This is a genomic window from Saccharibacillus deserti (assembly GCF_013618475.1).
Classification (GTDB): Bacteria; Bacillota; Bacilli; order Paenibacillales; family Paenibacillaceae; genus Saccharibacillus; species Saccharibacillus deserti.
The window spans coordinates 43,763-58,092 of sequence record NZ_JABJVN010000007.1 but is presented as its reverse complement, the minus strand read 5'-3'; the positions used below and the strand labels follow the sequence as shown (position 1 = coordinate 58,092).

Annotated in this window: 13 protein-coding genes; 2 read left to right on the top strand and 11 right to left on the bottom strand. The window is 55.1% G+C overall.

Going from position 1 to position 14,330, the window contains the following annotated elements; genetic code table 11:
• Positions 1–32 precede the first annotated feature (32 nt).
• The 8 genes from HOP44_RS16965 to HOP44_RS16930 all read right to left on the bottom strand — a co-directional run bounded on the left by HOP44_RS16965 (position 33) and on the right by HOP44_RS16930 (position 9,834).
• A complete protein-coding gene (locus tag HOP44_RS16965) occupies positions 33–911 on the bottom strand; it encodes a metal ABC transporter permease (RefSeq protein ID WP_172255431.1) in 879 nt (292 codons plus the stop codon).
• The gene (locus HOP44_RS16960; RefSeq protein WP_172255430.1) at positions 908–1,852 is read right to left on the bottom strand and encodes a metal ABC transporter permease; all 945 of its coding nucleotides are present in this window, start codon (positions 1,850–1,852) and stop codon (positions 908–910) included. Before HOP44_RS16960 ends, HOP44_RS16965 begins: the two co-directional genes overlap by 4 nt.
• An 88-nt stretch (positions 1,853–1,940) precedes the next feature.
• Complete coding sequence (locus HOP44_RS16955) at positions 1,941–2,723, bottom strand: metal ABC transporter ATP-binding protein (protein WP_172255429.1); 783 nt, start codon at positions 2,721–2,723, stop codon at positions 1,941–1,943.
• 35 nt (positions 2,724–2,758) lie between these two features.
• The gene (locus HOP44_RS16950; protein ID WP_281367807.1) at positions 2,759–3,706 is read right to left on the bottom strand and encodes a metal ABC transporter solute-binding protein, Zn/Mn family; all 948 of its coding nucleotides are present in this window, start codon (positions 3,704–3,706) and stop codon (positions 2,759–2,761) included.
• Between the two features lie 263 nt (positions 3,707–3,969).
• Positions 3,970–6,018: a peptidoglycan D,D-transpeptidase FtsI family protein gene (locus tag HOP44_RS16945; protein WP_172255428.1), complete on the bottom strand. Its 2,049-nt coding sequence runs from the start codon at positions 6,016–6,018 to the stop codon at positions 3,970–3,972.
• Positions 6,019–6,089: 71 nt separating this feature from the next.
• The gene (locus HOP44_RS16940) at positions 6,090–8,168 is read right to left on the bottom strand and encodes a peptidoglycan D,D-transpeptidase FtsI family protein (protein WP_172255427.1); all 2,079 of its coding nucleotides are present in this window, start codon (positions 8,166–8,168) and stop codon (positions 6,090–6,092) included.
• A gap of 45 nt (positions 8,169–8,213) precedes the next feature.
• A complete protein-coding gene (locus HOP44_RS16935; protein ID WP_172255426.1) occupies positions 8,214–9,338 on the bottom strand; it encodes a transglutaminase domain-containing protein in 1,125 nt (374 codons plus the stop codon).
• 58 nt (positions 9,339–9,396) lie between these two features.
• Positions 9,397–9,834, bottom strand: coding sequence for an ATPase (locus HOP44_RS16930; protein WP_172255425.1), 438 nt, complete (start codon positions 9,832–9,834; stop codon positions 9,397–9,399).
• 219 nt (positions 9,835–10,053) lie between these two features.
• On the opposite strand from HOP44_RS16930, the gene HOP44_RS16925 reads away from it, so the two are divergent.
• Positions 10,054–10,458, top strand: a complete 405-nt coding sequence (locus tag HOP44_RS16925; protein ID WP_172255424.1) for a toprim domain-containing protein — start codon at positions 10,054–10,056, stop codon at positions 10,456–10,458.
• A 190-nt stretch (positions 10,459–10,648) separates the two neighbouring features.
• Here HOP44_RS16925 and cyoE read toward each other — a convergent pair whose 3' ends face one another.
• The gene (gene cyoE / locus HOP44_RS16920; RefSeq protein ID WP_172255422.1) at positions 10,649–11,575 is read right to left on the bottom strand and encodes a heme o synthase; all 927 of its coding nucleotides are present in this window, start codon (positions 11,573–11,575) and stop codon (positions 10,649–10,651) included.
• Positions 11,576–11,815: 240 nt separating this feature from the next.
• Here cyoE and HOP44_RS16915 point away from each other — a divergent pair, with 240 nt between their 5' ends.
• Positions 11,816–12,022, top strand: a complete 207-nt coding sequence (locus tag HOP44_RS16915; RefSeq protein WP_172199505.1) for a hypothetical protein — start codon at positions 11,816–11,818, stop codon at positions 12,020–12,022.
• A gap of 247 nt (positions 12,023–12,269) precedes the next feature.
• On the opposite strand, the gene trpS is transcribed toward HOP44_RS16915, so the two are convergent.
• A complete protein-coding gene (trpS, locus tag HOP44_RS16910) occupies positions 12,270–13,256 on the bottom strand; it encodes a tryptophan--tRNA ligase (RefSeq protein WP_172255420.1) in 987 nt (328 codons plus the stop codon).
• Positions 13,257–13,849: 593 nt separating this feature from the next.
• Positions 13,850–14,257: an O-methyltransferase gene (locus tag HOP44_RS16905; protein WP_172255418.1), complete on the bottom strand. Its 408-nt coding sequence runs from the start codon at positions 14,255–14,257 to the stop codon at positions 13,850–13,852.
• Positions 14,258–14,330 lie beyond the last annotated feature (73 nt).

Below are 14,330 nucleotides of genomic sequence, written 5' to 3'. Positions count from 1 at the left end.
AGGGAAGACGCTCAGCTTGGATCCGGCCGCTTTTACAAAACACCTGCCGCTTCGCGTTTGCGCGCGAACTTGACGATCAGGCCGTGCGACGGGGAGAAGATCAGGGTCAGGATGAACAGGATGCCAGCCATCGACACGATGCAGCCCGCGATCGACGCGTCCAGCAGATAAGACACCAGGTAACCGCCGACTGCCGACACGATGCCGACCGCGACGCTCAGACCGATCATGACGCCCAGACGGTTCGTCAGCAGATAAGCCGTCGCCGCCGGAATAATCAGCATTCCGACAACCAGAATGGCACCGACGCTCTCAAAAGAAGAAACGGCCGTCATGGAGACCAGGCCCATCAGCAGATAATGGAACAGCAGGACAGGAATACCGCACGCCGCCGCCATCGCCGGGTCGAATGCACAGATCTTGAACTGTTTATAGAACAATCCGATCAGCAGGAGAATGACGGTAAGCGTGATGCCCAGCATCCAGACGGCCCTTGGCCCCATTTCGGTTCCTCCAAGCGTCCACGTATCCCAAGGAACGTAAGCGATCTCGCCGAACAGGACGCAGTCCAGATCCAGATCGATATGCTGGGCGTTCAGACTGATCAGCAGGACTCCCACCGCGAACAGCGCGGTAAACACGATGCCGATCGAAGCGTCCGACTGCAGGCCGGATGTCTGCAGCGTCTGAATCAGGAATACGGTAAGCAGACCGAATGCGGTCGCGCCGAGCAGCATCCACATGGAGTCGCGCGTGCCGCTCATCAGAAACGCGATCGCGATACCCGGCAGCACGGCATGGCTGATCGCGTCTCCTACCAACGCCATCCGCCGCAGGATCAGGAAACATCCCAGAATCGAGCAGGCGCTTGCGACCAGAACGGCCGTAAGAATAATCCAGAAATCCATCATTTGCGGCTTCCTCCTTCCGCGGCGTTAAGCGCTCCGCGTTCCGCCGAACGGGCGTAATCGGCTTTGAGTATACGGCGGCGCAGCCCGCGGGAGATCAATCCCCGGCCCGGAGCCAGCAGCAGCGACAGCACGAACAGCAGCGTAGCTGCCAGCACCGTAACGGGTCCTGTCGGGATGCCTTCCCCGAGTGTGCTGACCGCCGCGCCGGCAGCTCCGCTCACAGCCCCGAACAAGCCGGCATAGAGCAGCATGACCGGCAGACGGTCCGTCCAGTAACGCGCGGCGGCGGCGGGCGTAATCAACAGTGCCGCCACCAGCACCACGCCGACCGCCTGAATACCGGCGGCTACGGCGATCGTCGTCAGAATCAGCATGGCATGCTCCAGCAGTCCCACCGGCAGGCCGATTCCCCGGGCAAAGCCCGGATCGAAGCTAATCAGCTTGAATTCTTTGAACAGCAGCATCGCCGCCAGGATCAGCAGAACGGAGACGCCCATCAGCAGGTAGACGTCACCCGTAACCATAGCGGCCGCCTGCCCGAACAAATATTTGTCCAGACCGCTTTGACTGCCGCTGCCGCTGTGCTGAATATGAGTCAGCATGACGGTTCCGACGCCGAAGAAGAACGTGAGCACGATGCCCATCGCGGCATCGGACTTAATGCGCGTCCAGCGCGAGATAGCGCTGACGCACAGAACCGCCGCGATGCCGGCAAACAAAGCGCCCAGCAGAAACAGCGAAGCCGATTTCACTTCATTCAGCATAAAAGCGACGCAGACGCCGGGCAGTGCCGCGTGCGCCAGCGTATCTCCGAGCAGGCTTTCCCGGCGCAGAAAAGTAAAGCTGCCGATCACGCCGCTGCCGAGTCCAAGCAGGGTGCAGCCCAACAGAATCCAGCGCGTATTCGGATCGCTCCAGAGCGAGATTAACCAATCGAGCATCGTTCATTCCTCCTTGCCCGCTGTTTCCTGGCATATTCATGTGCAGTCTGCGGGTTCTGCGGCCGTTCGTTCGAACCGAACCGCGCCTTCATTCGCCGACCAGCGCTTCCCGGCCGCCCGAGCTGACGATCGCAAGTTTGCCTCCGTAGGTCTCGTGCAGCAGCTGCGGCGTAAAGGTCGTCTCGACAGAACCCGCGGCAATCAGTTTTTTGTTGAGCAGCAGCACATGGTCGAAATACTCTTCCACGGTCGACAGGTCGTGATGCACGACCAGTACCGTCTTGCCGGCGCGCTTCAGTTCGCCGAGCAGCGCGATGATCGCTTTCTCCGTTGCGGCGTCGACGCCGGCGAACGGCTCGTCCATGACGTACAGATCCGCTTCCTGCGCCAGTGCCCGGGCCAGAAAGACGCGCTGCTGCTGCCCGCCGGACAGCTGGCTGATCTGACGTCTCGCAAAGTCGGCCATGCCTACTTTCTCGAGCGTGTTCATCGCCAATTCCTTTTCTTTGCGCCCCGGACGTTTGATCCAGCCCAGATGGCCGTAGCGGCCCATCATTACGACGTCGAGCGCATCCGTCGGAAAGTCCCAATCGACCGATTCCCGCTGCGGCACATAGCCTACGCGGCTGCGCATCTTTTTGTACGTATCGCCGTAGATCGCGACAGAGCCGGAGATCGAAGGCACCAAGCCGAGCACGGCTTTGAGCAGCGTCGACTTGCCCGCTCCGTTGGGTCCGATCAAAGCGACCAGCCGGCCTTCCGGCAGCGTAAAGCTTACGTTTTCAACTACGGCTTTTTTCTGATAGGCGACCGTCATGCCTGTTACGCTGAGCGGCGCGGCGGCCGTTTCCCGCTTCGTTTCCCTGTTCATATTCGTGTATCCTCCTCCGGGTCTCTCCGTCTCTATTATTTCAAAGCTTCCGCAATCGTATCGGCGTTATGCCGGATCATTCCCAGATAAGTGCCTTCCTGCGTTCCCGGTTCGCCCATGGCGTCGGAGAACAATTCCCCGCCGATCACCACTTCATGTCCCTGCCGGGCGGCACCCGCTACGATCGCTTCCATCGAACGGGCCGGCAGGCTCGATTCGACGAATACGGCTTGGATCCCGCGTTCGACCAGATAATCGCGCAGCGCGCTGACGTCGCGGGCTCCGAACTCGGCCGCCGTGCTGATCCCCTGCAGTCCGACCACTTCTACGCCGTAAGCCTGACCGAAGTATCCGAACGCATCATGGGCTGTCACCAGTACGCGTCCTTTCTCCGGGATTTCCAGCATGCGTTCCCGCACGTAGGCATCCAGCTCTTCAAGCTCCCGCAGATAGCGTTCGCCCTGCTCGCGGTAAGCCGCTTCGTTTGCCGGATCTTCGGCAATAAGCGTATCGCGCACCGATTCGGCCGCCGTCTTCCAGAGATTCACATCGAACCACACATGCGGATCGTACTCTTCGCTGCCTTCCGAGCCGAGCAGCCGGTCCTTGGGCATATTCTCCGTAACCGCGACGACCGTTTTCTGCTGCGCCATTTTCTCCAGAATGCGCTCCATATTGCCTTCCAGATGCAGCCCGCCGTAGAACACGATCTTCGCCCGGTCCAGCTTGCGGATATCTCCCTGCGAAGCTTTGAACAGATGAGGATCCACGCCCGGCCCCATCAGCGTCGTCACTTCGACGAGATCGCCGCCGATTTCCCGGGCCGCATCGCCGATCATGCCGGTGGTTGCCGTGACGAGCACCCTGCCGTCTTCGCTTGTCCCCTGCGCGCTGCCGCTGCCGGAGCAGCCGGCCAGCAGAGCCATAAGCAGCAGGGCCGGCAGCATCAACCTTATTCGCATACGTTTCTTATTCGTGTGCATCGTGGTCTCCTTCCCGAATCGGCCCGATACCGGGTTCTCCGATTTTTCTCTGTAAACTTTTCCATACGCTAAATTGTTTTCTTGGTGACTCTTTATTTCTTTACACTAAAAATGTTTCCTTAGGGCAAATTTTAAGATAAAAAAAGGGAAAAAGCAAGTCCCGTCGGAACCGCCGGTTGAAAAAGACGAGAAAAAGCCCGCTTTCCGTAGAAAGCGGGCTTTTTCCGCGGCAGAACCCTTCCTGCCCAAATCGGCAAAGACGTTTATTGGCCGTTCGCCGCTGCCTCGCCATCGGCATTTTGAGCTTCTTCTTTCTTCGGAGTACCGTCGAGCCCGTACTCTTCGTCGTAAGCGTCAAAAATCGCGCGTGCGATCGGCGCGGCGCTCTCCGACCCGAATCCGCCTTCCGGCACCATAACGGCGACGGCCAGCTTCGGGTTGTCGCGCGGAGCGTAGGCGATGAAGACGCCGTTGTCGACGTGACGGCCGTTTACGTCCTGCGTGGATGTTCCCGTTTTGCGTGCGAAATTATCTTTGTAAGCGAAGTCCCCGAACGAATCGTCGACTTTCGTTTTCATCCCGTTTTGGATCGCGTCCCAATATGAATCAGGAAAATCGACTTTGTTCAGCACGGTATATTTTGCCTGTTTGACGACTTTTCCTGTAGGGTCCGTAATCTTACTCACCAAATGCGGCTGAACACGAGAGCCCCGGTTCGCCAGCATCGCCGTGTACTGCGCAAGCTGGATCGCCGTATATTTTCCTTTTTGTCCAAACGAAGCAAATACCATCTTGGACAAGGTGCTGCTCTCATCGTTAGCGTCGAAATAATCGGCTGTGCCGGTCCACTCACCCGGCAAATCGATACCCGTTTTGACGCCAAGTCCGAACTCTTTCATATATTTATCCCACACTTCGAGTGACTTAACGCCGTCACGGAGATACAGCGGCTCGCCGATCTTTTTGACCATAAACGTATTGGATGAGTGCTCAATGGCTGTGATGGGATTTAAAGAACCGTACGGATGGCTGCCGGCGTTACGGATCTTATCGGTGCCTTTGCCGTATTCCGCGATTCCGGTATCGTTATAAGTCGTCCCAAGCGAAATGAGTCCTTCTTCCAGTCCGATCAATACCGATAAAGGCTTGATTGTGGAGCCGAGATAAACGACCGACTCCGCTTTTTTACCTGTATCATCGGTCGGCTTGGAGCGAATTGCTCCATTTAAGTAAAGATATTCTACGGCTTTGTAGTTGGCATCGCTGATCGATCCTGTCCGATAAACATTCGCATCGAAATCGGGCATATTCGCCATCGCAACCACATTGCCGGTATCGATCTCCATGGCGACGGCCGAAGCCGAAATCGCGTTGGGCAGCTTCGACAACTGTTTAGACATCGCTTTTTCTGTTTGGATCTGTATACTTTTATTGATTGTACTCCAAATATTATTGCCTTTGACGGGAGCCACGACTTCCTCTACTCCCTGAGCGGTATTCTGTGCGCTCACACCGATCTTGCGGTAACCGTTCTTGCCGCGCAGTACTGTCTGGTACTGCTGCTCAAGACCAAAGTATCCGACATTTTCCGTCCGGCTGTACATCAATCCTTCGTCCTTCTGTTTTTTGAGTCCGGCTGCGATCTTTTTGTAAAAATCGATTTTGCTGTCTTTTCCGCTTACCGAGTCGAATTTTTTCACATACCCGATCGTCTGAACGGCGACCGTATCCGGATCGTAGCGCCGAAGAGTTTCTTCCACAACGTCGAACGTCAGAATTCCTTTATATTTGTTTTTATTTTCTTTGAAGTAAGCGACTTCGTCATCACTCAAACCTACTTTGGCAAGTCGGGCGGAATAACCGTAGCTGTTCACATTGTCCATATCAAGAAAGTCTTTATCGACCAGCTGCTCCATCGTCGGATTAACGATTGTTGGGTCTCCTTTTTCGTTGAACGTATCCAAAACCTCTTGAAGTACAGCATCCAGCTTCGGCCGCTCCTTTAGTCCTTGGCCTTTGCTGAAGTCCTTCTCAAACGTAATGTAGAGCGACTGCGTAGGCTCCGAGTAAGCCAGCTTCGCTCTGTCCGCCGAAAAGATCGTGCCGCGGACCGGCTTCATCGGAATATCCTGCGTAGCGCGTTCTTCGGCTTCCTTCTGAAGCCTTGGAGCTTCTACGAACTGCAGGGCGGCCGTGCGCACAATAATGATGGCAAATACGACAAATACGGTGAAAAAGAACAGGCTCATCCGCACGTTGAAAGTTCGGCGTTTGCGATAATCGTCCTGCTCTTCCCTTGACCAGATTCTCATCCCATCCTCCTTCGTCGGCGAAGGGCGCTCTTCGGTAGAGCGCCCTTCGGGGTTCCGAAATTTGTTGGTTCTTACGGATTTTGCACAGCGGCTCCGTCTACCGGAGTGCCGTCTTCATTCGTTTTGGGCTGCAATTTTTTCGGGTTGCCGTCCAGGCCGTACTCGTAATCGTATGCATCGAAGATCTTGCGCGCAATCGGCGCCGCACTCTGGGAGCCGAAGCCGCCTTCCGGTACGACAACCGCCACGGCGAGCTTCGGGTTATCGCGCGGAGCGTAAGCGATGAATACGCCGTTATCGATATTTTGATTTCGAATCCATTGCGTAGAAGTACCCGTTTTCCGTGCAAAATTATCTTTATAGGCAAAATCGCCAAATGCATCTTTTACATCGGTAGCCATACCTTTTTGAACCGTGTCCCAATACTCATCGCTAAATTCTGCTTTTCCGATCACTTCGCGTCCGAATTCCTTGACGGTTCCGCCTTCCGAATCCGTGATTTTGCCAACGATATGCGGCTTGAGACGTTCTCCGCGATTCGCCAACATCACCGTATATTGAGCCAACTGCATCGTCGTATACTTCCCCTGCTGACCAAAAGAAGCATACGCCATACGGGTGAGCAAACTGCCGCTTACTTCTTTCATAAAGTCTTCCGTCCCCATTTGTTCGCCGGGCAGGTCGACTTTCGTTTCCACGCCCAGGCCGAACTGCTTCATATAATCGCTCCACACTTGTGTTACCTTGGAACCGTACTTGCTCAACATCGGCTTTCCAATTTCATCAATCATAAAAGCATTGGAAGATTCCGCGATCGCTTCCCAAGGATAAATCCAACCGATCACGTGTCCTCCGGCATTTTGGATTCGCGTATTGGTTTTCCCGATTTCGGCGTAACCTCTATCCGTATATCCCGTGCCCGTGCCGAAAAACCCTTCTTTCAATCCGATCAGCACGGATAAAGGCTTGATCGTCGAACCCAGATACACGACGGATTCAGCCTTATTCCGCTGATCGTCCGGCGCTTTTGCCCGAATCGTGCCGTTGATGTAGAGATTCTCGATTTGATTAAAATCATCACCGGATACACTGCCTGTCTTATAAACATTGGCATCAAAGTCCGGCATGCTGGCCATTGCCACCACATTGCCCGTATCGACTTCCATCGCCACGGCAAATCCGGTCGAAACATACGGGTGTTTGCCTCTCAAAATCTGTATTTGATCGGCGATCGCTTTTTCCGTCTGGGTCTGAATCGATTTATTGATGTTCATCCAGACCGTATTGCCTTTTTCCGGCGCGACGATTTCTTCGGTTCCGCCTTCCTTGGCCATACTTTGCGGCGTAATCTCGATTCGTTTATAGCCGTTTTTGCCGCGCAGGTATTCCTGATACTGCTGTTCAAGCCCGTAATATCCGACAATCTCGTCTTCCTGGTATTGAATGGAAGGATCGGCTCCTGAAGCCTGGGCTTTATAAATTTTTTGATAGAACGGGAAATTTTTATTTTCTCTAACGCTTTTGAACTTCGACAAATAACCGACCGTCTGTACCGCAACCGAATCGGCATCGTACTCCCGGGTCGCTTCTTCGACGACGTCCAGCATCAAGATGCCCTTAAATTCATTTTTATGCTCTTTGAAATAAGCGACTTCGGCTTCCGTCAAGTCTGTTCTGATTTTACGCGGCGTGTAGCCGTAATGTCTGACATTCTCCAGATCAAGCCGATCCCGGCTCAACATTTCTTCAAGCGTCGGCTGTTCGCCGGACGGATTCAATTCTTTGAATTTGAGCAGCAGCTCGTTGACGGCTTTTTTGAGTTCCGGCCGATTCTTGAGACCTTTCTCGTCGTTGTTCGAAAAGTTCTTCAACGGCGTCGCGTACAGCGTCTGAACAGGCTTGGAGTATGCGATCGGAATGCCTTCCGCCGACAGAATGTTTCCGCGGATCGGCTGCATCGGAATATCCCGCGTCACCCGGCTGACCGCTTCCTGTTTCAATTGGGGACCTTCGACGAACTGAAGCATGGCTGTCCGGACGATAATCACGGAAAAGATGACGAATACGCTGAAAAAAAACAAATTGAGCCGCAGTCCGAAGCCGCGCTGTCGGCGCATCTCGTTTTCCCGGTCTTTATCCTGCACTTTCATGGGCGCCTCCTCTTGATGTTCCTTGACCGCAGGGCAGTAACTTAGTTACAGCACACTCTGCTTGATATGGGTATCGGCGAAATTATCGCGATCGAACCAATCTCCTCCGGATGCCCAGGTCGGATCGAGTTCGATCCAGCGCTTTTCATCCGGTATATAGACTTCGTTCCAGGCATGCGAGCCGTAGCCGCCTCTGCCATCCGCCCCAAGTCCGGTTACGACGCGAACCTGGAGTCCGGCGGAGCGGGCCATAACGGCATACAGACGGGCATAATCGATACAGACGCCGCGGCGCGTATCGTACGTATCGCGCGGCGTCTGTTCGTGCCAGATGCCTTCATTCTCATAGGCGCCGACTTTATCGTAATCGTATCGGATCCGGCTGCCGACCCAGTCGTACAGCTTCTCGGCCTTTTCTTGCTCACTGCCCGTTTCCGCAATCTTAATGGCGGCTTGTCCGATATCGGCCGGAATATTCCGGTCGATCACTTCGTATTTCCGCTGAAGGATACTGTCCAGTTCTTCGGCGGCCGACGCGGTCAGTACCGGCAGTTTGCCGCTGATCCATTCGCCCGCCGCCGGTTCGAATACATGCTGGGACACGGCGCGATACACCGGCGAAGCTTCGGTATAAGGGCTCACCGGACTTTTGGGCAGCAGAGAGACGCTGACGAACAGCAGCGCCAGCAGCAGCAGGCTTCTCCAGACTCCGGCCACCAGGCCAAGCCCGGCTCCGCCGACCCGGTCCATGAACGTTCCGCCGCTGCGGCGTTTGCTCTTTCTCTTCGGCGGTTCTTCCGTAGGCGTCCGCCATCTGCCCAGCAGCGCAAGCGCCGCCAGACAGACCGGATAGATCAGCGCGAACAGCAGCACAATCCGAAGCAGTGAAAATTCGGAAACAAAGCCAAGCAGCGAATATCCGATTTCCTTCCACTTCGGCAGCTCGCCGACCGGCATGTCCAGCACAGTCCGATCGGCCCAATCCCGCGCGTACGGAGAGACCCATCCGGCGAGAAGCAGCGCGGCCAGAATACTCAGCACCCGCAGCAGCAGCCGTCCGACCATGCTTCCGAGACCCGCCGCCATCCTTTTGGTTCCAAGCACGGAGCCATGAACAGCAGATAGCAGCAGGACGGCCAACAGCAGCAGACTGAGAAGATCCAGATTCATCGGGAAACCCACCTCCCGGCTATTGGACGCGCGGACCGCGTGTGTCCCCTGCGCCGCCTCATTTGCGGCTCTGCGCCGCGCGGATCAGCGCATTCACCTGTTCGCCGCGTTCCCATTCGCCGAGAGGCACGCCGCGGTACGCGACCTGCACGACAGGTGCGTTCGGCTTTCCTTCCAGCTTGAGACTCGGTGTTTCTACGGTAAAAGAACCGTCCGCCGTTTTTTTAAACACAGCTTCCGAGGCTTCGGATTTCAGCATCTTCAAGGCTTCCCCCTGCAGCTTGGCTACCGCTTCGTCTTTTACACCCGCTGCCGTATCTTGGATTTGACCGAGCGACACTCCGCTGTAGACGGCAAGCGCCACGACGATCACGATCGCAATTGCCCATTTCAGCATGGTTTTGATTATATTTATGACCAGCAGGACCGCTACCAGCGCGATGAGAAGAATCAACCAGTTCTGCCTGGCGAATTCGAACCAGACTTCCGTATTCATTCAGGCCCAACCTCCGTTCTTCCTTCTTCGTTCTTTGTTCTTCTTTCGGCACCCGGCTCAATGGTTCCGGAGCCATCCGGCGCTTTTCAATTATACAGGAATAAAAGGCCCTCTGTCAGCTTTCGAAGGATTCTTCCCCACGGGCTTTTGCATTCCGCTGCGCAGGCCGGTAAAATAAACAAAAACATGCGATCCGATTGCAGCAGGAGGCCAACCCTTATGCCGATTACCGTCATCGTAGAAGGCAAAAACGACCGCAGCAAGCTTCGGCGGCTGCTGGAAGAAAATATCCGGATTTTGTGCACGTTCGGCACCCCGAACTCCGCCAGGCTGGAGTCGCTGTATCGGGAAGCGCGCGACGACGAAGTCTTCTTGTTCCTCGACAACGATTCCTCGGGCCGGAAGATCCGGGCGCTGCTGTCCGATCTGTTTCCGGATGCGGACCATATGTATACGCGCCGCGGTTATGCCGGGGTCGAAGGCACGCCGGACGAGTATGCCGTCCAGCAGTTGGAGAAAGCCGGGCTGGAAGAGTTTATCCGGTATCCCGAGCCCATGCTCAAGCCGGAAGCGGAAACCGAGCGCCGCCGAAATCTTTCCGCGGATCGGACTCCTCCATCTTGAGAAGAACCGGCAGCTGTGCACAAAGACAAAGCCGCCCTCCTCTCCGATTGGAGCGAAGAACGGCTCTATTACCTTGTCAACACTAAAGGTAAGGGTACGCTCCCCTGAATCGCACCTAAAGCGTGTGCGTTTCAGGAAAACGTAAACCTCGGATGAAGAGTTGAAAGGATACTATAAGCGCCTCATCCGATCAGTGCGCCGTATCGATAATCATCAGCAGGAAGGTCACCATCATATAATAGATGGAATACATGAACACTTTTTTGCCCCATGCATCGGGATCCTGGCCTTTGGCCAATCCTTTAACCGCAAAATACAGCCAAAGCACGGTAATCGCAACCGAAGCGGCCGTGAAGATCATGCCGACATAACCGTATGCGTACATCAAGATCGGCACCGGAATCAGCAGCACGATATAAGGAAGCATCTGCCACTGGGTACGGCGAATGCCTTTGACAACAGGCAGAATCGGGAAGCCCGCTGCGCGGTATTCTTCGACGCGGCGGATGCCGAGTGCCCAGAAATGCGGCGGCTGCCACAGGAACATCCACAGGAACAGCAGAACGGCTCCCATATCGATGCGGTTGGTCACGGCGACGTAGCCGATCACCGGCGGCATGGCACCGGATATTCCGCCGAGCGACGTGCTCCAGGTCGATGTGCGTTTCAGCCACATCGTGTACAGGACCACGTAAGCGAACATGCCGATCGCGCCGCAGATGCCGGTCAGCACTCCGCAGAAGCCGAACAAAATGGCCAGTCCCAGGACGCCCAGAACGATTCCGTAAGTCAGGACGACTCCCGGTGCGATTCGGCCGGTCGGCAGCGCGCGATTCTTGGTCCGTTCCATTTTGGTATCCATTTCGCGGTCGAGATAGTTGTTGAAGACGCCGGATGCGCCGACGATCAGCATCGTGCCGGCCAGTGTCGCAATCAGATTGGCCCAGTTGATATTCCACTGCGAAGCCAGCCAGAAGCCCGCGAGCGTCACGAACAGGTTGGAGCGCAGAATGCCCGGTTTGGCGAGTGTGACGAAATCTCTCCAGGTAATCCGCGTATCCGCGTCATCCGGGATAGGGGCGGCTTCCGAGGCTGCATAATTTAACGGTTTGCCCACGCTTGTCATTCCTCCTTTGGTGTTCCGATAAAGACTAAAATCGACCTTCAATAAGTCGAGAAAAGGCATCGCTATGAAATTTATCATATCAAAGCCCCCTTGGATTGCCAACGATTCCCGAAACAAGTTCGATAATTTGACAATTTCATGAGCTTTTCAAGACATTCTTCAAAAAAGATGTGGAATTTTCTTGGAAAGGGTATACTGAAACAAAGTCCAATTTAAAACGGAGGTTGTTCGATGAATAAAGGTCTTGCCTTGTGGTTTGCCGTATCCTCGATGGCTCTTATCACCCTCTGCGCGATCCTGATTAACGAAAGCGCATGGCTGGCTCTTGGAGTAGGGATTGTCGCTGTACTCAATATCGGCTGGGGATTTATTACCAAAGCCCGCATCCAGCGTAAAACGGGCACTGCCCAACCGCGCCAGGAAAAGCCGCTCGTCTAGTGGACGGACCGCGTTCGAAGCGAAGGTCGATGAACGGACCCGCTTTGCATCCGAATTCGGGCAGCCGTCAAGCCGGCATTTGAGAGCGCTTGCTTGAGCCGGAACCGAACAGGTTTACCCGACAAATCAAAAGCCGCCGCTTCGTCGATCGACGAGGCAGCGGCTTTTGGTTTGTCCGCTTTGCTTCAATAGGCGTTTGCCCTTTTACATTTTAATGTAAGAATCCATTTGAAAAGGTCCGATTGGATTAACCTTTAGGCAGAAAACCCATCCGTTCGCGTACGCCCTTCATGGTTTCTTCGGCTACGGCTTCGGCACGTTCCGCGCCTTTGGCCAGAATCCGCTTGATTTCGCCCGACTCGCGGATCTCATGGTAGCGCTGCTGCAGCGGTTCCAGCACCGAGACGACGGCTTCGCCCAGTTCTTTTTTGAATGCGCCGTACATCTTGCCTTCGAAATGTTCCTGTACCTGCTGAAGCGTCCGGCCTGTACATTCCGCATAAATGCCCATCAGGTTGCTGACTTCCGGTTTGTTCGCCGGGTCGTAGCGTACTTCGCTGCCCGAATCGGTCGTCGCACGGCTGAATTTTTTGCGGATAACATCCGGCGGATCGAGCAGGGCAATATAACTGCCCGCGTTCGCGCTGCTTTTGCTCATTTTTTTGGAAGCGTCGTCCAGGCCCATCACCCGCGCGCCGACTTTCGGGATATACGGTTCCGGCACGGTAAAGAAATCGCCGAAGCGGGAATTGAAACGGCCGGCCAGATCGCGGGTCAGTTCGAGATGCTGCTTCTGGTCTTCGCCGACCGGAACCAGATCGGCCTGGTACAGCAGAATGTCCGCCGCCATCAGCGAAGGATAGACAAACAAACCGGCTCCGACCGAGCCTTTGCCTTCGGACTTGTCTTTGAACTGCGTCATCCGCTCCAGCTCGCCCATCCCGGTCAGCGTCGTCATCAACCATCCGAGCTCCGCGTGCTGCGGGACATGGGACTGCATGAAGATATGGGCTTTCTCCGGATCGATTCCGGCTGCCGCATACAGGGTCGCCACCGATTCGGACTGCTCGCGCAGCGCGGCCGGATCCTGAGGGACCGTAATGGCATGCAGATCGACGACCGAGAAGAAACATTCGTGATCGTGCTGCAGGTTAACGAAATTCTTGATGGCCCCGATATAGTTGCCGATCGTCAGCTGACCGCTGGGCTGGATGCCCGATAAGACCTTTTTCATGATTGTTCTTCCTCCGTTTCTGGTTGGCCCGCCGCGTACTGCGGCGGACTGTTCGAACGCAAAAAGGCCCCGCATCCGCAAGGGACGTGAGACCGTGGTACCACCCTTATTCATCGATTTACCGTTTATCCATTGTGCGTTATCGCACAGGATATTCCTAGGATAAACGGGTTTATCCGTTGTGCGTATTGCACAGGATATTCCTAGGATAAACGGGTTTATCCGTTGTGCGTATTGCACAGGGTATCCCCGGGATAAACAGGCGTAAGCTGTGCAAAACGCACCGCGTACACGTAACCGATCTTGAACGTTCCGGTAACGGAGAACGCAGGCCGGCCGGCCTATTGAGGAAGTCGGGCTTCCGGTTCGGCTCGGCGCTCAAGGGTCCATTCGGACAGGAGGCTTCCGCCGGCTCGCATCATCCGCCGGCTTTCTGAAGAAAGCTTCTCCCGCTTACTTGTCCCCGTCATCGCTTTGTTGCATTGGTTTGTTCCCCATCATAAAGTTGAGATCGTACTTTGTCAATTCTTCGACTCCGCCGGGTCTCCTCTTGGCTCCCTTTCCGCGAGGGGACTCGTGCCTTGAATCGGCTTTCAGGAAAGCTCGGAGCGAGCTTCCTTGTAAGCCTGTTTCGGGTAGCGGATCATGCTGCTGGCCATGTTGTAGTTCGATTCGAACTGGGCGTCGACGACCACCGCGGCTTTGCGGATCGCAAAATCATAATTGATCTCGCCATGCGTCCAACTCTTCTTATAGTTGAGCGATTCGATAGCCATATTGCGGAAAGCCCGGAGCTGATGTTCGTTCAGTCCCCGTTCCGGCCCTTCCACATGTCCGTCCCGACCTGCGAGCGGCGTATGGCGAATTCCGAATTTGCCGACGACGTTGTTGCGAATCTGGATGAATACCGTTCCGGCTTCCAGACCCAAAAGTTCTTCGCTCAATTCCTTGAATACGATATCGAGCTGTCTGGGAAGCGAGTATTCGTTAACGACAAACATGCTAGTCCCCCTTATCATTGGTGTTTCTTAAGTACCTTTTACTTGCAGCTTCTATACCGGTATGTAGCGCTTA